We start from the raw sequence: 18,757 nt of genomic DNA, 5'->3' as shown, positions 1-18,757 counted from the left end.
GGCTCAGCGGCTGGGCAGCGTGACGGCACCGGGGGCCGCCTTGCGCAGCGGGCCGGGGTCGATGACGCCCGACACCGGAGTCGCGACCGACCCCGTCTCGACGATGCGCTCCCGGACCGCCCAGCGCAATTGGCTGTCCATGGTGCTGAGCAGCACCGGTGTCAGGTCCAGCCGGTAGTCGTGCTCGGCCATGCCCGCCCGCGCTGCGGCCGGGGCGATCTTCAGCCGCTCGGCGAGCAGCTTTGCGGCCTCGCTGGGCTGGCTGGCGATGAACTGCTGGGCGCGCAGCAGGCCGCGCAGCAGGCGCTGCACCTCGGCCTGTCGCGCGGCGAGCTTGTCTCTGGCGATGGCCAGCACGAAATGCTGGGTGTAGACGCGCGGCGCGGCCAGCCGGGCCAGGTCGGGCCCCAGCCGCGCGCCGGCCTCGCCGGCGATGGGCTCCCAGATGGCGATGGCGTCCAGCCGCTGGGCGGCCAGCTCGTCCACCAGCTGGTTGACGGCCATCGGCACGACCGTCACCTGCTCGGCGCCGACGTCGTGATACAGCAGCCAGTTGTCCAGGAAGTACTGCGCGGACGTGCGCGCCACGGTGCCGACGCGCTTGCCGCGCAGGTCGGCCGGTGCGGCGATGCCGGCGCTGCGCCGCGCCACCAGCTTGATCTGCTGGGTGGAGGTGCTGATGGTGGCGATGACGACGGCGGACGCCGGGCCGGCCGCCTCCAGGTTGTCCAGCGCGGGGATCAGCTCCGCCGACGTGGCGAGGTCCGCCGCGCCCGAGCCGATCTGCCGGAAGCATTCGCGGCCGCTTTGGCAGGCCAGCATCGTCACCGCCAGCCCCTCCGCCGAGAAATAGCCCTTGGCCTCGGCCACGTACAGCGGCAGGGAGACCGGTCCGCGCGACACGGCCAGGCGCAGTTCGGCGGCGCCGCAGGGCAGTGCCGCCGCCAGGGCCAGCATCGTGGCGAAGATGGCCCTGACCGCGGGCGCGCTCATTGCAGGATGGCGGCCTCGCCCGGCAGTGCGCGGCGCAGCGGCGCCGGCTCGACGAAGCGCAGGTAGTTGGGAATGGCCTGGCCGGGCGCCACGTGGCCCTCGCGCACGGCCCAGCGGGCCTCCGCCTCCAGCGTCGTGATCAGCGCCTGGTCCAGCCCCAGGCGGTAGTCCAGGTCCTTCCAGACCCAGGTGACGAAGGCCTCGTCGACCTGCATCCGCTGCTTGAGGATGTCCTTGGCCTCGCGGGGCCGGGTGGCGATGAAGCGCTGCGCCCGGGCCAGCGCGCGCAGCACGCGCACCACTTCGTCTGCCTTCCCTGCCAGCGTGCCCCGGCTGGCCATGAGGTTGAAGGTCTCGGTATAGATGCGCGGGCTGGGCAGGACGACGGCATCGCTGCCCAGCGCCTGCATGGCCAGCCAGCCGTTGGGCTCCCAGGCGGCGATGGCGTCCACCTCGCGGTTCTTGAGGGCGGTCGCCAGCTTCTCGGGCGGCATGTCCACCATCTCGACCAGGCGCGGGTCGACGTCATGGAAGAGCAGGAAGGCATCGAGGAAGTAGTGCGCGCTGGCGCCCTTGACCGTGCCCACCTTCTTGCGTACCAGGTGGGCGGCCGCCGAGATGCCGGCGCTGCGGCGCGCAATCAGCTTCACATCGTTGCTGGTGCTGACGAAGGAGGCGATGACGGCGTAGTCCGAGCGCGCGAAGCTGTTGAACATCACCGGCAGGTCCGAGGCCGTCGCCAGGTCGGCGCCGCCTTCGAACATGCGCTTCATGCAACGCTGGCCGCCGATGCATTCCACCAGCTTGGTTGCCACGCCCTCGGCTGCGAAATAGCCCTGGGCCTCGGCGACGAAGATGGGCAGCGACAGCGCCGTGCGGGAGACCGCCAGCGTCAGCTCCGCCGCAGCGGCGCCGGGCGCCTGGCTCAGCAAGGCTGACGCGACCAGGACGCCGATGCCCAAGCGCCAGAGTCGGCTCAGGCCAAGGAGGGCACCGCGCGACGAGGGGGTCAGCATGACGGCGCATTCTGCCCCTGTGCCGCGCGCTGCGGCCGTGCGGATTTGACGGGCGGCTGACCCGCCTCAGCCGTGCCAGCGCTTGGTCGCGCGGCGGACCATCTCGGCCAGCAGGTGGTTCTCGCTCTCGATGCGGCGCAGCCACGTCGCGTCGTTGCCAACGCCGTTGATCTCGCGACGCAGGTATTGCAGCGCGGGCTCGGCGCGCAGGTCGGCGGCGTGCGTGTCCAGGCGGCTCAGCACGGTGGCGAGGTCGTCGCGCAGCACGCGGTGCTCGCCGCTCTCGGGGTCGACAAAGGTGCCGTCCAGCCCGAATCGGCAGGCCTGGAAACGGTTGAAGGTGTAGGGCAGGTAGTCGTCCTCGCTGAGCTTGAACGGCTTCTCCGCGGTGATCCACCGTGCCAGGCACTGGATGAAGCCGGCGATGGCTGCGGCCTTCTCGATGGTCAGCGGCGTGTCCAGCACGCGGACCTCGATGGTGCCGAACTCGGGCTTGGGGCGGATGTCCCAGTAAAAGTCCTTCATGCCCGTGACGACGCCGGTGCGCGTCATCTTGCCGAAGTAGGTCTCGAAGTCGCTCCAGGTTTGCACGAAGGGCGCCCGGCCGGAAAGCGGGAAAGCGAATACCGAGTTCAGCCGCGCGGAGTCGAAGCCCGTGTCCTCACCTTGCACGAACGGCGACGACGCCGCCAGCGCGATCAGGTGCGGGATGAAGCGGCTCATGCCGTGCAGCAGCACCAGCGCTTCGTCAGCGCTCGGGCAGCCGATGTGCACGTGCTGGCCGAAGATGGTGAACTGCTTGGACAGATAGCCGTACAGCGACGACAGTTCGTGGAAGCGCGGCGTCTCGAAGATGCGCTGGCGCTTCCAATGCTGGAAGGGGTGGGTGCCGCCGCCGCACAGGCTCACGTCCAGTTGCTCGGCGCAGCTCACCAGCGCGTCGCGGATCTGGCCCAGCTCCGAAATCACTTGGCCGTGGCCCGTGCACACGCCGGTGGCCAGCTCGATCATGCTGCTGGTGATCTCGGGCTTCACGTCGCCCGGGATCTTGTGCTTTTCCATCAGCCGCATCAGGTCGCCCGAGACGGGCGCCAGGTCGTAGTCGTCGCTGCTGACGATCTGCAGCTCCAGCTCCACGCCGAGCGTGAGCGGCTGCGATTTGGAGAAGACACCGAGGCTCATTGGTCTGCCTCCTTGTTCTTTCTGATACGGCGTGGTGCCGGTGGCAATTCACCCGCCAGGCGCAGTGCGAACTGCACGGCGATGGGACCGACCAGCTCCAGCACCGCGATGCTGGCCAGGATGATGGGCACGGCACCCGCCGCCAGCTCGGGTTCGGCGCGCATCAGCTCGCTGAGCATGACCAGGGCCGTGCCCGACAGCGGCATCATCGTGATCGACAGGGCCAGGCCCTGCCGCCAGCTGGCCTTGGCCGCCGGCGCCAGCGCAATGATGGCCACCGACTTGGCCAGGAAGCGCGCCGCCATCAGCGCCAGCGCTGCAAAGCCGCCGGCCACCAGCACCTTGGGCGACCAGGCCGAGCCGACGATGACGAACAGCATCAGCACCAGCGCGCCGCCCGAGGTGCCGAAGTGGCGCGGCCACACCCAGGGCCGGTCGCTGGTGTTGCGCAGCAGCAGGCCGGCCAGCAGCGGCATCAGCAGCGTGGACACGCCAACGGCCCGCGCCGCGACGATGGCGAAGGCCACCATGCCGAACAGCAGCAGCGCCGCGCTCTCGTTGCGCAGGTCCAGCCGCCGTGCGGCCAGATAGGCCGCACCGGCCAGCAGCGCGGCCACGCCGAGCGTCGTCAACAGCGAGATGGCCAGGCCGGCAAGCGCCTGCGCCAGGTTGCCGCCGTCGTCCGCCGCCCACCAAGTGCGCATCAAGGTCAGCGCCACGACGGCATAGAGCGTGTTCAGCGCCGTCAGCAGCGTGGCGCGCTGTGTCACCTGGCCGGCCGCGCCGAGCTCCATCGCCACGCGGCCCGACACCGCAGCCGGCGCCGGCATCGCCAGGATGGCGCAGGCCACGGCGGTCTGCCAGCCGACGTCGAACAGCCGCAGCACAAAGGCCACCGCGCCGGCGCTCAGCAGGGCCTCAGCCAGGCTGGTGGCCAGCAGGCCTGGGTTGCGGACAAGCCAGCGCAGGTGCACGCGGCTGCCGATCTCGAACAGCAGCAGGCCCAGCGCCAGATCGGCGACCGTCTGCGCGGCGCCGTTCAGTGGCATGGCCACGCCGTGCCCGAAGGCGGCCGCGAAGCAGCCCGCCAGCGTGTAGCCCACCACCCGCGGCAGGCGGGTTGTGGCGGCGATGAACTCGCCCGCCAAGGCGCCGGCCAGCAGCACGCCGACGATGAACATCAATTCACTGGATGGCGTGACGGCGAGACCTGCCCACACCCTGGCGCCACTGTCGAGTGCAGTCATGCGCTCTCCCTTCAAAATTCCCGGCGAAGACTAGACGCGTGAAGTGACCCGTCTTGTAGGCGGAGACGCCGAAAAGACTCTTCAAGGCCTATGGACAATGACGCCATGCAGATCATCAGCGTCAACACCGCCCGCACTGAGCACTTCGTGGCCACCAATGGCGAGACGCTGGACTCGGCCATCCGCAAGCGCTCGCGCGAAGGCCGCATCGCCGTGGGACCGTTGGGACTGGACGGCGACGAGCAGGCCGACCCGAGCGTGCATGGCGGGCTGACCAAGGCCGTCTACGCCTACCCGCTGGAGCACTACGCGGTGTGGGCCACGCTGCGCGGCCAGGCGCAGGTCGAAGCCGCGCTGCAGCCGGGCGACCTCGGCGAAAACCTGACCATCACCGGCCTGCTCGAGGGCCAGGCCTGGATCGGCGATGTGCTGCGCTTTCCGGATTGCGAACTGGTTGTCTCCGAGCCACGCTACCCCTGCTTCAAGCTGGCCGCCCACATGGGATTCAAGCACGCCGTGAAGATGATGGTGCAGAGCGGCTACTGCGGCTTTTACCTGGCTGTGAAGCGCGAGGGCAGCATCGAAGCGGGTGAGCGCTTCGAGCTGATCCCGGGGCCGCGCGAGGTGGGTATTGCGGAGCTGTTCAGGGCGAGGATGCGCAAGCGTTGACCACGCGCCGGATGGCGGCGAGGCTGCGCGTCACGTCGTCGTCGGTCGTGGCCCACGAGCTGACGCTGATGCGCATCGCCGCCTGCCCCTGCCACACGGTCGGGCCGGCCCAGCAACTGCCGTCCTGCTGCAATGCCGTGATGACGCGCCGCGTCGTGTCGGCATCGCCAAAGCTCACCAGCACCTGGTTCAGCACCACGTCGTTCAGCACCGCGCAGCCGTCCGCAGCGAGTTCGCGGGCAAAGCGATGCGCGTGCGCGCAGCAGCCGGCCACCAGCTCGGCCACGCCGCTGCGGCCGAGCGTGCGCAGCGCGGCCCACACGTCCACGCCACGCGCGCGGCGCGACAGTTCGGGCGTGTAGTCCGACGGGTTGCGGAACCCGCTCTCGGTGGGCAGGTAGTCGGCCGAGATGGCCATGGCGGCGCGCAGCGCGTCGGCGTCGCGCACCAGTGCCAGGCCGCTGTCGTAGGGCACGTTCAGTGTCTTGTGGGCGTCGGTGGCCCAGGAGTCCGCGCCCGCCATGCCGCGCACCAGCGGCGCATGCGCCGGGCTGGCAGCAGCCCACAGCCCGAACGCACCATCCACATGCACCCAGGCGCCCTGCTCACGGGCTGAGGCCACCAGCGGCTCGAAGGGATCGAAGGCGCCGGTGTTCACATTGCCGGCCTGCAGGCAGACGATGCTGGGTCCGCGCAGCGGCGGCAGGCGGTCGGCGCGCATGCGGCCCTGGCCGTCCACCGGCACGCGCACGACGCGGTTGCGGCCCAGGCCCAGCATGCCGAGCGACTTGAGCAGCGTTGGGTGGGCCTCCTCGCCGATGACGACGGTGATGGGCGGCGCGCCGAACAGCCCGTCGGCCTCGACGTTCCAGCCCTCGCGCTTGAGCAGTGCGTGGCGGGCGGCCGCGAGAGCCGAGAAGTTGGCCATGGTCGCGCCGGTCACAAAGGCGCCGCCGGCCGTGGCGGGCAGGCCCAGCAGGTCCAGCAGCCAGCCCAGCGCCACGTGCTCGAACGCGGCCGCAGCGGGCGACGAGGCATGCAGGGCAGCGTTCTGGTCCCAGGCCGTGGTCAGCCAGTTGCTGGCGATGCTGACCGGCAGCGACGCGCCGATGACGAAGCCGAAGAAGCGCCCGCCGTTCATGCCCAGCGTGGCCGGCGAGCCCAGTTCGTCCAGCTCGCGCAGCGTCTGCTGCGGCGGCTGCGGCCCGTCGGGCAGCGGGATGCGCAGCGCGGCGAGCGCGGCCACGGCCGCATCGGTGGGCGAGACGCGGCGCTCGGCCATGCCGTCCAGGTAGTGGATGGCCCGCCGGGCCGCGTCTTCGAGCAAGTCATGCATGGGCTGGGCCTTCGCGTCGCGGATGGCTGGCGATTGTGGGACGCGTGATTCAATCTGCGCATCCTCAACACGTCTCACCGGCACACGCTCTGCGCATGACCTGTCCCTACCTACGGCCGCTGCGGCGGCGTGCCCTGCTGCTGGGCGGGCTGATGCCAGCGCTGGCGCCGGCCGTAACCGTGCTGCGGGTGGGCGCGCAGCGCGCCATCAAGTCCCTGGCCGCTGCGGCGCGCCAGGCAAAGGACGGCAGCCTGATCGAGGTCGATGCCGGCGACTACTTCGCCGACGCGGCCGTCTGGCCCCAGCACGACCTGACCCTGCGCGCCGTAGGCGGCCGCGTGCGCGTCATCGCTGCGGGTGCGCACGCGCAAGGCAAGGCCCTGTTCGTGACGACCGGCCAGCGCCAGCGCATCGAGGGCTTCGACTTCATCGGCTGCACGGTGCCCGACCGCAATGGCGCCGGCATCCGCGTCGAGGCCGGCTCGCTGGCGCTGCTGGACTGCGGCTTCCGCGACAACGAGAACGGCCTGATGACGGCCAACGACGAGGCCATCGAGCTGGACATCGTCGATTGCGACTTCGGCGCCATCCCGCTGCGCGAAGGCAAGACGCACAACCTCTACGTCGGCGCCATCAAGCGCCTGGCCGTCACGGGCAGCTATTTCCACCATGGCGTGCTGGGCCACCTGTTGAAGAGCCGCGCCGCCGTCAACCACATCCTCTACAACCGCCTCAGCGACGAGATCGGCGGCCGCGCCAGCTACGAGCTGGAGTTCCCCAACGGCGGCGTCGCCGTCGTCATGGGCAACCTCATCATGCAGAGCTCGACGACGGAAAACCCCCACGTCATCTCCTTCGGCGTCGAGGGCGCGAAGTGGCCGAAGCAGGCGCTTTACCTGGTGCACAACACCCTGGTGGACCAGAAGCCCAGCGGCGGCATCTGGCTGCGCGTGACGCCGCGCGAGACCGAGGTGATGCTGGCCAACAACCTGCTCGTCGGCGCGCCGAAGCTTGCGGCCGAAGGCCACTGGACGCGCCGCGCCAACTTCCAGGCCGACTGGGATGAGTTCGTGCGCGCCGCGCGCGAGGATTTCCGGCTCAAGCCGGAATCGTCACTGCGCGGCAAGGCGCAGGACATGGGCGAGGCCCAAGGGCTGAAGCTCAGCCCGACGCGCGAGTACCGCCACCCGCACGCCAGCGCCGCGCTGGCCGGGGCGGCAAAGCACCCCGGCGCGTTTCAAGGCTGATCAGTCGCGGACGGTCGGGTAGTCGGTGTAGCCCTCGGCGCCGCCGCCGTAAAACGTCTCCTTCTGCGGTGCGGCCCAGGCCAGGTTGTCGCGCAGGCGCTCGACGAGGTCGGGGTTGGCGATGAAGGGCCGGCCGATGGACACGGCGTCCACACGGCCGCTGGCGACGGCGTCCAGCGCCATCGCGCGGTCGAAGCCGTTGTTGGCGATGTAAGGGCCGGCGAAGCGGCGGCGCAGCTCGGCGTAGTCGAAGGGCGCGTTGTCGCGCGGGCCGCCGGTGGCGCCTTCCACCACTTCCAGGAAGGCCAGGTTCAAGGGTGCGAGTTGCTCGGCCACGTAGTTGAAGAGGGCCTGCGGGTTGCTGTCTTGGCCGATGTCGTTGGCCGGTGTGACCGGTGACAGGCGCAGCGACGTGCGACCTGCGCCGATGGCATGGGCCACGGCCGTCATCACTTCGATCAGCAACCGCGCGCGGTTCTCGATGCTGCCGCCGTATTCGTCGTTGCGGTCATTGGTGCTGTCGCGCAGGAACTGCTCCAGCAGATAGCCGTTGGCGCCGTGGATCTCGACGCCGTCGAAGCCCGCGGCCATCGCGTTCTTCGCCGCTTGCACATAGTCGGCGATCAGCTGCGGCAGCTCGTGCGTGGCCAGTGCGCGCGGCACGTCGGTCGGCACCAGCTCGCCATGGGCGGCATAGGTCTTGGTCTTGGCGGCGCGGTTGGTAGACGACACCGGTTGCTGGCCGCCTGGCTGCAGGCTGTTCACCGAGATGCGGCCCACGTGCCAAAGCTGCACGACGATCCGGCCGCCGTCGGCATGGACGGCGTCGGTCACCTGCTTCCAGGCGGCGACCTGCTCGGGCGAATGGATGCCCGGCGTGTCGAAATAGCCCTGGCCATCGGGGCGGATCTGGGTCGCCTCCGTGATGATCAAGCCGGCACCGGCGCGCTGGCGGTAGTACTCGACATGCAGCGCATGCGGCGTCTGGTTCTTCGCGCGGTTGCGCGTGAGGGGCGCCATGACGACGCGGTTGGCCAGGGGGATGTCGCCGAAGCGGACAGGCTCGAAAAGTGTGGGCATTGGGGTGATCAATAGGCAACGATGGGGCGCAGGCTAAGCGCGCTGCGGCATCCCTGCGATCCGTGCGGTTGCTCGGGAATGTGCTATCAGCCGCCCCACGGCAGCAGGCGCGGCAGCAGCAGGCCGGCCGCACCCTCGAGTGCCGCGTAGATGAACAGGATGCGCAGCGCCTCCAGCGTCTTGTTCGCGGGGCGCGGCGCCAGGCCGCGCATCCAGCGCAGCAGGTAGTAGAAGGCGGACAGCAGCACCGCCGTGACGACGCTGCCATGCCAGGCCAGCATGGCGTAGACCGTCGCGCCCTGGCCGCTGGCGTCGCCGCGCAGCCCGGCCTGCCACCAGTCGCGCACATCCACCGCCAGCGCTGCGGCGAGGCACAGCGCGCTCAGCGTCATCGCCACGGCGCTGGCCCCGCTGCCGCGCTGCAGCCCCGCCATCAGCGGCCGGCTGGCCCAGGCGCAGCCGGCCGCAGCGGCCAGCAGCGCCAGCCCCGGCCCCACCGTGCCAAGCGGCGCGGCGATGCGCCACCAATCCGGATGGGCCGCGAACAGGTAGAGGTAGCCGAACATGGCCATCAGGAAGATCATGCCCAGGGTGACGCACAGCAGCACCGCCGCCCACCAGCCGTGAGCCTGAGGGCCCGTCACGTAGGTCGGCAGCAGGATGCCGCCGCCCGCGTCGACCTGCTGCTGTTCGATGTGGCGGTCGTTGGACCAGACCCAGCGCATCAGGCAGAGGACGGCCAGCACGCCGCAGACGGCGCTCAGCGTCATCGCCTGCACCGTCAGCAGCAGGAAGAAGCCGGCCGTGAACAACGCGCCGAGCAGCGGCCACCAGGACGGCCCCGGCATGATCTGCACGTACTGCGGCTCGGCGCGCGTGGTGCTGGTGATCAGCGTCTCGCGCCGGCCGGTGGCGGTGTTGGGCAGGAAGTAGCGGCCCGCCTCGACGTCTGCGGCCAGCTGCGGGTCGGCCCACAGCGGTTCCAGGTCGTTGACGACCGGGATGGAGCGCACGCCGTAGTTGCCGGCCGACAGCCACTCCAGCGTGCCGCCGTGGAAGGCATTGCGGGCATTGCCGCCGCTGCCGTGGCGCAGGTAGCAACGCAGCGCGTCGACCAGGAACAGCGCCACGCCGGCCGCCATGATGAAGGCGCCGACGGTGGAGACCAGGTTCGGGATGTCCCAGGCCCGGTCCGGCAGATAGGTGTCGACACGGCGGGGCATGCCCATCAGGCCGGTCAGGTGCATGGGCAGGAAGGTGGCGTGCACGCCGACGAAGCTCAGCCAGAACACCCAGCGGCCGAGCTTCTCCGACAGCTGCTGGCCATTGATCATCGGCGTCCAGTAATAGAAGCCGGCGAGCAGCGGGAACACCATGCCGCCGATCAGCACGTAGTGGAAATGCGCGACGACGAAGTAGGTGTCGTGTGCCTGGCCATCGAAGGCGACCATGCCCACCATCACACCGGTGAGGCCGCCCATCACGAAGATGAGGATGCCGCCGACGAGGAACAGCGACGGCACGTTGCGCTGCACCTTGCCGGACGCGAGCGTGCAGATCCATGCGAACACCTGGGCGCCGGCCGGAATCGCCACGGCCATCGACGCCGCCGAGAAATAGCCCGCCGACGCGCCCGGCAGGCCCACGGTGAACATGTGGTGCGCCCACACGCCGAAGCTGATGAAGCCGGTGGCGATCATCGCCAGCACGACCAGTTCATGGCCGACCAGCTTCTTCTGCGCGACGGTGACGATCATGGTCGACACCATGGCCGAGGCCGGGATGAAGATGATGTAGACGTCCGGGTGGCCGAAGAACCAGAACAGGTGCTGATAGAGCAGCGGGTCGCCGCCGCGCGTGGCGTCGAACAGCGGCCAGTTGAAGGCGCGCTCCAGCTCCAGCAGGAAGGTCACCATGATCATGGCCGGGAAGGCCAGCAGGATCATCACGCCGAAGATCAGGATGGCCCAGGCGTAGACGGGCATCTTCGCCAGCGTCATGCCCGGCGCACGTGTGCGCAGCACGCCGACGACCAGCTCGATGGCGCCGGCAATCGCGCTGATCTCGATGAAGCCGATGCCCAGCAGCCAGAAGTCGGCGTTGATGCCCTTGGAGTACACGCCCGAGCTGAGCGGCGGGTACATGAACCAGCCGTCGGACGGCGCCAGGCTGAAGAAGATCGAGCTGAAGAAGACGACGCCGCCGATGGCATAGGCCCAGTACGAATAGGCGGACAGCCGCGGGAACGGCAGGTCACGCGCCGCGATCATCTGCGGCAGCAGCAGCACGGCGACGGCTTCCACGGCCGGCACGGCGAACAAAAACATCATCACCGAGCCGTGCATCGTGAACAGCTGGTTGTAGGTCTCCTGCGGCACCACGCCGGCCATCGGCGCGGCGAGCTGCACGCGCATCACCAGCGACAGGATGCCCGCCGCGATGAAGAAGCCGAAGGCCGTGGCGATGAACAGGAAGCCGATGAAGTTGTTGTTGACGGCGCTGAAGGCGCGCCAGCCCTTGGGTGTTTCCCAGACCTTCTCCAGCGCCTCGAACTCGCCCGCCGGCCGGCCGCCCTGCGTCGGGAAGCGCGCGTAGAGCTTCGTGTCGAAGCCGGTCTCCGACGGCTTGATGGCTGCGGCGCGGACGGCACCTGCGACGCCGGGGCTTGCGCCCGTCGTCACTTCAAGGACTCCATGTACGCGGCCAACGCAGTCAACTCCTCCGCCTTCAGCGAGCGATACGCGGGCATTCGGTTGTTCGGCTTGATGGACTGGCTGTCGCCGATCCAGCCGATCAGCGTGGCGCGCGTGTTGGGCAGGATGCCGGCGCCGAGCGACTGCCGTGAGCCGACATGGGTGAGGTCTGGCCCCGAGATGCCCTGCGCCTCGGTGCCAGCCACCCGGTGGCAGGCGGCGCAGCCGACCTCGCTGAACAGCTGCCTGCCGCGCAGCGCCTCGACGCTGACCGGCGTGGTGGGCACGGGTTTCAGGCGCGCGGCCATCCAGCGCTGCCAGTCCGCCGCCTCGTGCGCGACGACGACGAAGCCCATCAGCGAATGCGCGCCGCCGCAGAACTCGGCGCATTGCCCGCCGTAGCTGCCCGCCTTGTCGGCCTGGAGCTTGAGCCGGTTGGTGCGGCCCGGGATCATGTCCATCTTGCCGCCCAGCTTGGGCACCCAGAAGCTGTGGATGACATCCTCGGACACCATGTCCACCACCACCGGCCGGCCCACCGGGATGTGCAGCTCGTTGGCATCGGCGTGGAGTTCGCGGCCCGCCGCGTCGAGATAGGACACGCGCCACCAGTAGATGTTGCCGGACATGCGCATGCGCAGCTCGTCGCCCTGGATGGTGCTCAGCCCGCGCATCATCGTCAGCCCCCAGGCCAGCAGCAGCAACAGCACGCCGGCCGGGAGGATGAGCCCGAACCATTTGACGACGCGCTCGCCGCCCAGCTTGGCGCGCAGCTCGTCGCTGCCGTACAGGGCGACCCACATCGCTGCGCAGACGCCGAGGAAGATCAGCGTGGCCCCCCCGATCAGCACCCAGGCCAGCGTGGTGACCGAGTTGGAGAACGGGCCGTGCGGGTCCAGCACCGGCGGCGGCCAGCCGCTCAGGGCCTCAGCGAGGCTTGAGCTGGAGGAGGTAGGCAGCGACATCGCGGGCTTCCTGGTCGGTCATGGGGATGGCGGGCATCGCGGTGCCGGGCACTTCAGCGGGCGCGTTGCGCACGAACCGCATCAGCACGCCGGGTTGATTGGGCAGCCGCCCGGCGATCAGGCCCTGGCGACCGAAGTTCTCCAGCGATGGCCCGAGGCCACCGCGCGGCCACTTCACGTCGGGGAAGGCATGGCAGGCCACGCAGCCCTTGTCGGCTACGAGTTGCCGGCCGCGGGCGATGTCGGCATCGCCCAGCGTGGGCGTGCGGTCGGGCGGGCCGTCGCAGGCGGCCAGCATCAGCACGAGGCACAGGGCTGGCGCGCGTCTTGCCATCAAGTCAGCTGACATGCGCCACCTGCCTCTCTGCCTTCTGCTTGTGCTCACCGCCTGCACCGACCGCATGGCGCCCAGCGATGACCGCTGGAGTCGCGGCGGCGAGCTGATCGCGATGAGCGGCGGCGAGGCTGGCGCGCGCTATGCCTGCGTCAGCTGCCACGGCGCGCGCGGCGAGGGCAATGGCTTCGACGCGCCGCGCCTGGCCGGCCTGCCGAACGGCTATCTGCAAAAGCAGATGGAAGACTACGCCGCCGGCCTGCGGCCGCACGAGGTGATGCGCGACGTGGCACGCTTTCTCGACAGCCATGAGCGCGTGAGCGTGGCCAACTACTACGCCGCGCTGCCAGTCCTGGCCAACGAGGCCGTCGCCTCTGTCACACCCGCGCTGTACGTCCGCGCCTGCCAGCAATGCCACGGCGCCGACGCCGCCGGCACGCCGCTGGGCCCGCCGCTGGCCGGCCAGCCGGCCCTCTACCTCGCCCAGCAGTTGCAGGACTGGCAGGTGGGGAAGCGGCGCAATGATGGCAATCATGAGATGTTGAAGGTGGCGCAGCAGCTCAAGGCTGGCGAGGTCCAGGCGCTGAGCCGCTACCTGTCGCAGATCCCACCACGCCCGGCACCTCCGGCCCGTTGAGGTCCAGCATGGACTGCAGCACGCGGTCGCGCTTGAGCAGGTAATGCAGCACCGCCGCGCCGGCATGGCCGGGAATGGCCAGCGCGGTGATCCAGACGACCCACACGTGCACCGTCGCGGCGCCCTGCATCAGCGTGAACTGCAGCTGCTCCGACAGCTGGTCGAAGGGCAGCAGGGGGAAGGGGATGACGCCGGCGATGGACAGCGGCAGGTTGCCGGGCAACGTGGACCACATGACCCAGCCGCTGATCGGCAGCGCGAAGAAGCTGCAGTAGAACCAGACTTCCATCACATGGCTGGCCCGGCCCGAGAGCGAGGCTTCGTCGACGGTATCGGGCGTGCCGATCTGGCTGCGCCACAGGAAGCGCAGCGTGCCCAGCAGCATGATGGTCAGCCCGACCTCGGTGTGCGTCTGGTAGCCCAGGTACTTCTCGCCGCCGGCCGGTTGCCAGCTCAGGTACCAGCCATGGCCGAGCTGAAAGACCATCAGGGCCGCCATCACCCAGTGGAAGGCCACGCCGATGGGCGAGTACAGCCCGCGCCGGTGGTGGCCTTCCGCCCACTCGATGGCCTGGACAAGGTTCATTGGTGCCCCTGCGCTGCGCTCATGCAGTGCTCAGGCCGCGTTCCGCCTGCATCCAGCGCCAGCCGATCCACATCGCCGCGGCGAGGTAGGCGAGGCTGCCCGGCGCCCACATCGTCAGGCCTGCGAGCTGCTGGTCCTCCAGCGGCGACACGCCCCAGGCCAGCGTCGACGCGAAGTGCGGTTCGTACAGCGGCGCACCGGCAAACAGGATCAGGGCGCCCAGCAACCCCATCAGCACCATCGTCACGAGGATGGCCGCCATCGCCGCAGCGGGCGAGGTGCGCCGCACCGCGAGCCAGAACGCCGTCGCGCTGGCCAGCAGCGAGCCTTGCATCAGCGCGTAAACAGCGTCTGACGACAGCGCCGCCGCATAGGGGGCGGGGGCATGCCAGGCCCAGAACACCGCAGACGCGAGGGCGGTGCACGTCCACAGTGGCGTGGGCAGGCCGCGCAGTGCCGGGCCCAGGCCCAGTCCTTTCGCCAGCAGCGGCCCGATGGCCAGCACCAGCGCCATGTGGTGCGCCACGCGGACGGTGAAGAAGGCCGAGCTGAGCGCGCACAGCGGCGACACATAGAGCAGGACCGCCAGGCCCCAGGCCCAGCGCAGGCTGTGGCGCGGCGCTGCCGACGGGCGCCACAGCGCCAGCGCGAGCAGCGCCAGCGCGGCCAGGAGCAGCGGGTCGAGGTTCCAGCGGGTCAGCCAGACGCCCGGGCCGGGCGCCTCGCCGCAATAGGGGATCCACAGTCGAGGTCCGTCCATGTCCGCACAAGGCATGCGGCTTGCCCGACCTGCGCCCGCTGTTCAGCGCGCGTCGGCACGTGCGCTACCGAGTTTTGCGGCAAGTTTTACTGTGCCCGTCGTTCATTTGGACAGTGGGAGGCTTGGCATGCGGGCATTGCGATTGCCAGGGCGGCACCATGCATGCCGTCATCGCCACCGCCGCGTTGCCGCTGTTCCTCGGGGCGCTGCTCAGCGACTGGGCCTACAGCAGCAGCTTCCAGATCCAATGGATCAATTTCGCGTCCTGGTTGATCGCCGGGGCGTTGCTGCTCGCGGGCCTGGCGTTGGTGTGGGCGGCGGTGGACGTGCTGCGCTGGCGCCCGCGCGGCGGCATGGTCTATCTGATGGTGCTGCTCGCGGCCTTCGTGCTCGGCTTCATCAACGCGCTGGTGCATGCCAGGGACGCCTGGGCCACGATGCCCACCGGGCTGATGCTGTCGGCCGTCGTGATGGTGCTCAGCGCGGTCGCCAGCGTGACCGGCCTGCTGGCCTGGCGCCGGAGGACCGCATGAAGGCCGGTGTGAAGGGCATCGCCTCTGCCACAGCGGCCGTGACCGCGATGGCCGCCATGCTCGGCTACGTCGTCGCCCAGACCGGCCCGGCCGCCGGCCAGCACGGCGCCAACCCCGAACTGCCCGCCCCGCAGCGCGGCTTGCTGCCCGACATGGGCATCGCCGAGCCCACCGGCTGGGACGGCCGCCAGCCCACGGTGCCGGCCGGCTGGACGATCAAGGCCATCGCCACTGACCTGAAGATCCCGCGCCAGACGCTGGTGCTGCCCAACGGCGACATCCTGATCGCCGAAGGCAAGGGCGGCGGCGCGCCGGTACTGACACCCAAGGACTTCATCGCCGGCTTCATCAAGTCCAAGGGCACGACCAAGGTCAAGGGTGGCAACCAGCTGACGCTGCTGCGCGACGCCGATGGCGACGGCACCTACGAGGGCCGCTGGGTCTACGCCGAGAAGCTCAACGCACCCTATGGCCTGGCGTTCGCGGGCGGCAAGATCTACGTCGCCAACCAGGACGCGCTGGTGCGCTTCGACTACGTGGCCGGCGAGACCCGTGCCGCCGCAGCGCCCGTGACGGTCGCGCTGCTGCCGTCCGCCATCAACCACCACTGGACCAAGGCGCTCACCGCCGATGCCGATGGCAAGTTCCTCTACGTGGGCATCGGCTCCAACAGCAACATCGGCGAGCGCGGCCTGGCGGTGGAGGAGCATCGCGCGCTGGTCTGGCAGGTGGACGCCGCCACGGGCGCGGTGCGGCCCTTCGCCGCCGGCCTGCGCAACCCCACCGCGCTCGCCTTCGAGCCCGGCACGAAGCAGCTGTGGACGGTGGTCAACGAGCGCGACGAGCTGGGCCCCGACCTCGTGCCCGACTACCTGAGCTCCGTGCGCGAAGGCGGCTTCTACGGCTGGCCCTATGCCTACTGGGGCCCCAATGCCGACCCGCGCGTCAAGCCCGGCGACGACAAGAAGGTGCAGGCCACGCTGAAGCCGGATTACGCGCTGCAATCGCACTCGGCGCCGCTCGGCCTCGCGTTCTCGCAAGCCGCGATGCCGGCGCCGTTTGCCGAGGGCGCCTTCATCGGCCTGCACGGCAGCTGGAACCGCAAGCAGCCGGTGGGCTACAAGGTCATCTTCGTGCCCTTCTCGGGCGGCAAGCCCAGCGGCGCGCCAGTGGACTTCGTCGCCGGCTTCCAGGCTGACGGCAAGACCATGGGCCGCCCGGTCGGCGTGACGCTCGACCCAAAGGGGGCGGTCATCGTCGCCGACGACCTCTCCAACACCGTCTGGCGAGCAGTGCCTTCTCGCTGAGCCGTCGCGCGACAATCGCGCATGCTCGCTTACCGCCACGCCTTCCATGCCGGCAACCATGCCGACGTCCTCAAGCACCTGGTGTTGACCCGAGTGCTCCGCTACATGGCGGAAAAGGACAAGCCCTACACGCTCATCGACACCCACGCCGGTGCCGGCGGCTACTCGGTCGAGGGCCGCTACGCACAGAAGAAGGCGGAGTATTCCGAGGGCGTCGCCCGGCTCTATGACCGCAAGGACCTGCCCGCCCCGCTGGCCGACTACATGAGCCTGGTCCGCGCCTTCAACCCCGACGGCCAGCTGCGCCAGTACCCCGGCTCGCCGGCGATTGCCAACTTCCTGCTGCGCGAGACCGACCGGCTGCGCGCCTACGAACTGCACTCCACCGACCACCGCATCCTCCTCAGCTACCTGGCCAGCCGGCCCAACACCCAGGTCAGCGACCGCGACGGCTTCTCGGCCATTCGCGCCGAACTGCCCTCGCCCACGCGCCGCGCGGCGCTGCTGATGGACCCGTCCTACGAGATCAAGACCGACTACGCCAAGGTGCTGGCGGCGTTGCGCGAGGCGCTGGAACGCGCGCCCGACACGGTCGTCATGATCTGGTATCCGCAGCTGCAACTGCTGGAGTCGAGCCAGCTCGCGCAGCGGCTCAAGGGCAGTGCGGACGCCACCGCCAAGAAGGGCTGGCTGCACGTTCGCCTGACCGTGGCCGAACCCGCCGACCGCCCGGACGGCAAGGGCTTGGGGCTACTGGGCAGCGGCATGTTCATCGCCAACCCGCCGTTCACGCTGCATGACGAGCTGGCCGAGTGCCTGCCGCTGCTGGTCGAGAAGCTGGGGCAGTACGACGGGGCGAACTTCGTGCTGGAGCAGAAGGCGGCATGAAGGCGGCGGCCCTTGCCCTTGTCGCCCTCATTGGCGCGGCACAGGCGCAGACCGGGCCGCATTTCGTTCATGGTTCCTGGGTCAATGTGCGTGAGGCGGGTGCCAACACGGCGAGGGCCATCGAGCAGCTGACGACGAACACGCCGGTCGACGTGACAGCGCGGCAGGGCGACTGGTGCGCGGTGCGCTTCGGGGCGGGCAAGACGGGCTTCGTCGCCTGCAATCTGCTGGGCCTCAAACCGCTGACGCTGGCCGACGCGGCCGGCAACCCGGCGCGGGCCTTCTGGATCGCGCCGTCGCCCAACCGGCTGGCGGCGTATGGCCTGTCGCTCACGCCGCCGCCTGCGCTGCGGCTGGAGGCGCTGAAGAAGACTTTGCAAGCCGGTGAGACGGTGCGCTTCCCGCCCGTGGCGGAGTTCGACGCGGCCAAGAAGCGCATGAAAGCCGGGGTGACGCTGGACCCGGCGCTTGAGGTCACACGGGGCAAGCCGGTCGACCCGCTCGTGGCGCTCAAGGGCTACAAGCTGCGGCCGGCGGCCATCAAGCCGTCGCTGTTCCGCACGCATGACAGCGTGGCATTGGTGTCGGAACAGGATGCCGACGGCCTGGTCGCCGTGGCGGGTAGCCGCGTGAGCCTGGCGCCGGCCGGGTTGCCGACGGGCTGGCATAGCCGCCACGACGGGCCGGAAATCGAGGGCCTGACCGGCTTCTGGGACGTGGGTCACGCGGTGCTGTCGTTCGAGCCGGCCATGACGCTGTACGCCGTGGCCGCCAACGGCCTGGTGGGCGCGGCCGCGGCGCGGGCGCTGCCCTTCGATGTGGGTGGCGAAGGCCATTACTGCGGCGCGCGCTACCTGGGCAAAAGCCTGCCTGAGGGTGGCCCGGTGACGCAGGCCTATCAATCCGAGCAGGGCACGGACATTGCGCTGCAGCGCGGCTACCCCGTCCTGAAGGACGGCAGTGAAGTGCTCGTGTCCCTGGCCGTACCGCGCGACAGGCCGCTGCGCCAGAGTGCCAAGGTGCGCACGCAGTCCGAGCCGGTGAAGCGACTGAAGATGTCCGATGGCAAGACCGTGCCCGATCCATCTCGCAACCTCCAGGCGCAGGCCGTGCTGCGCGAGATCGACCTCGACGGTGACGGCGTTGCCGACGTGCTGCAGATCGAAACGCCGCTGCACGCCGGCGAGATCAGCCTGGACGTGGTCTACCGGCGCGTCTGGTTCGTCAACATCAACGGCCAATGGTTCGACGCCGGCGCCTGGGAAGACCAGGACTGCACCTGAG

The 18,757-nt window shown here is 69.8% G+C and carries 18 protein-coding genes; 7 read left to right on the top strand and 11 right to left on the bottom strand.

Translation table 11 applies throughout. The annotated features are described in order from the left end of the window. Positions 1-3 precede the first annotated feature (3 nt). The 4 genes from AC0IZJ_RS20135 to AC0IZJ_RS20120 form a co-directional block, all read right to left on the bottom strand. Entirely contained in the window at positions 4-993 is a 990-nt protein-coding gene (locus AC0IZJ_RS20135) for an ABC transporter substrate-binding protein (RefSeq protein ID WP_471853128.1), read from the bottom strand. Continuing rightward, a complete protein-coding gene (locus AC0IZJ_RS20130) occupies positions 990-2,009 on the bottom strand; it encodes an ABC transporter substrate-binding protein (protein WP_471853127.1) in 1,020 nt (339 codons plus the stop codon). Before AC0IZJ_RS20130 ends, AC0IZJ_RS20135 begins: the two co-directional genes overlap by 4 nt. A 66-nt stretch (positions 2,010-2,075) precedes the next feature. Beyond that, positions 2,076-3,191, bottom strand: a complete 1,116-nt coding sequence (locus tag AC0IZJ_RS20125) for a YbdK family carboxylate-amine ligase (RefSeq protein WP_471853126.1) — start codon at positions 3,189-3,191, stop codon at positions 2,076-2,078. Then, positions 3,188-4,438, bottom strand: a complete 1,251-nt coding sequence (locus AC0IZJ_RS20120) for a cation:proton antiporter (RefSeq protein ID WP_471853125.1) — start codon at positions 4,436-4,438, stop codon at positions 3,188-3,190. Before AC0IZJ_RS20120 ends, AC0IZJ_RS20125 begins: the two co-directional genes overlap by 4 nt. Before the next feature lie 105 nt (positions 4,439-4,543). On the opposite strand from AC0IZJ_RS20120, the gene AC0IZJ_RS20115 reads away from it, so the two are divergent. Then, positions 4,544-5,107: an MOSC domain-containing protein gene (locus tag AC0IZJ_RS20115; RefSeq protein WP_471853124.1), complete on the top strand. Its 564-nt coding sequence runs from the start codon at positions 4,544-4,546 to the stop codon at positions 5,105-5,107. On the opposite strand, the gene AC0IZJ_RS20110 is transcribed toward AC0IZJ_RS20115, so the two are convergent. Next, entirely contained in the window at positions 5,082-6,443 is a 1,362-nt protein-coding gene (locus AC0IZJ_RS20110) for a pyridoxal phosphate-dependent decarboxylase family protein (protein WP_471853123.1), read from the bottom strand. The genes AC0IZJ_RS20115 and AC0IZJ_RS20110 overlap by 26 nt on opposite strands. A 95-nt stretch (positions 6,444-6,538) precedes the next feature. Between AC0IZJ_RS20110 and AC0IZJ_RS20105 the strand changes: the two genes are divergently transcribed. Next, entirely contained in the window at positions 6,539-7,690 is a 1,152-nt protein-coding gene (locus AC0IZJ_RS20105) for a right-handed parallel beta-helix repeat-containing protein (protein ID WP_471853122.1), read from the top strand. Here the strand turns inward: AC0IZJ_RS20105 and AC0IZJ_RS20100 are convergent, their stop codons facing one another. The 4 genes from AC0IZJ_RS20100 to AC0IZJ_RS20085 all read right to left on the bottom strand — a co-directional run bounded on the left by AC0IZJ_RS20100 (position 7,691) and on the right by AC0IZJ_RS20085 (position 12,777). Continuing rightward, entirely contained in the window at positions 7,691-8,770 is a 1,080-nt protein-coding gene (locus AC0IZJ_RS20100; protein ID WP_471853121.1) for an alkene reductase, read from the bottom strand. Positions 8,771-8,856: 86 nt separating this feature from the next. Continuing rightward, entirely contained in the window at positions 8,857-11,451 is a 2,595-nt protein-coding gene (locus tag AC0IZJ_RS20095; RefSeq protein WP_471853120.1) for a cbb3-type cytochrome c oxidase subunit I, read from the bottom strand. Continuing rightward, the gene (locus AC0IZJ_RS20090; protein ID WP_471853119.1) at positions 11,448-12,428 is read right to left on the bottom strand and encodes a cytochrome c oxidase subunit II; all 981 of its coding nucleotides are present in this window, start codon (positions 12,426-12,428) and stop codon (positions 11,448-11,450) included. The genes AC0IZJ_RS20095 and AC0IZJ_RS20090 overlap by 4 nt, the downstream gene beginning before the upstream one ends. After that, positions 12,391-12,777, bottom strand: coding sequence for a c-type cytochrome (locus tag AC0IZJ_RS20085; protein ID WP_471853117.1), 387 nt, complete (start codon positions 12,775-12,777; stop codon positions 12,391-12,393). Before AC0IZJ_RS20085 ends, AC0IZJ_RS20090 begins: the two co-directional genes overlap by 38 nt. Between AC0IZJ_RS20085 and AC0IZJ_RS20080 the strand changes: the two genes are divergently transcribed. After that, positions 12,776-13,399, top strand: coding sequence for a c-type cytochrome (locus tag AC0IZJ_RS20080; protein ID WP_471853115.1), 624 nt, complete (start codon positions 12,776-12,778; stop codon positions 13,397-13,399). The two genes, AC0IZJ_RS20085 and AC0IZJ_RS20080, sit on opposite strands and share 2 nt — an antisense overlap. On the opposite strand, the gene AC0IZJ_RS20075 is transcribed toward AC0IZJ_RS20080, so the two are convergent. Together AC0IZJ_RS20075 and AC0IZJ_RS20070 are read right to left on the bottom strand one after the other, a co-directional pair. Then, positions 13,323-13,985, bottom strand: coding sequence for a cytochrome b (locus AC0IZJ_RS20075; protein WP_471853113.1), 663 nt, complete (start codon positions 13,983-13,985; stop codon positions 13,323-13,325). The two genes, AC0IZJ_RS20080 and AC0IZJ_RS20075, sit on opposite strands and share 77 nt — an antisense overlap. Positions 13,986-14,004: 19 nt before the next feature. Then, positions 14,005-14,745, bottom strand: a complete 741-nt coding sequence (locus AC0IZJ_RS20070; RefSeq protein WP_471853111.1) for a cytochrome c oxidase assembly protein — start codon at positions 14,743-14,745, stop codon at positions 14,005-14,007. 158 nt (positions 14,746-14,903) lie between these two features. Between AC0IZJ_RS20070 and AC0IZJ_RS20065 the strand changes: the two genes are divergently transcribed. The 4 genes from AC0IZJ_RS20065 to AC0IZJ_RS20050 are packed head-to-tail and all read left to right on the top strand — an operon-like array spanning position 14,904 to position 18,756. Continuing rightward, on the top strand, positions 14,904-15,278 hold the full coding sequence (locus tag AC0IZJ_RS20065; protein WP_471853109.1) for a hypothetical protein: 375 nt from the start codon (positions 14,904-14,906) through the stop codon (positions 15,276-15,278). Positions 15,279-15,325: 47 nt separating this feature from the next. Further along, positions 15,326-16,585, top strand: coding sequence for a PQQ-dependent sugar dehydrogenase (locus tag AC0IZJ_RS20060; protein WP_471853194.1), 1,260 nt, complete (start codon positions 15,326-15,328; stop codon positions 16,583-16,585). A gap of 21 nt (positions 16,586-16,606) precedes the next feature. Beyond that, positions 16,607-17,473, top strand: a complete 867-nt coding sequence (locus AC0IZJ_RS20055) for a 23S rRNA (adenine(2030)-N(6))-methyltransferase RlmJ (RefSeq protein WP_471853107.1) — start codon at positions 16,607-16,609, stop codon at positions 17,471-17,473. Beyond that, on the top strand, positions 17,470-18,756 hold the full coding sequence (locus tag AC0IZJ_RS20050) for an SH3 domain-containing protein (protein ID WP_471853106.1): 1,287 nt from the start codon (positions 17,470-17,472) through the stop codon (positions 18,754-18,756). The genes AC0IZJ_RS20055 and AC0IZJ_RS20050 overlap by 4 nt, the downstream gene beginning before the upstream one ends. The last annotated feature ends 1 nt before the right edge of the window (position 18,757 follow it).

Source organism: Roseateles sp. AC306, assembly GCF_979253795.1.
The sequence above is the reverse complement of the archived record's forward strand: the minus strand, read 5'-3'. Positions and strand labels throughout refer to the sequence as shown.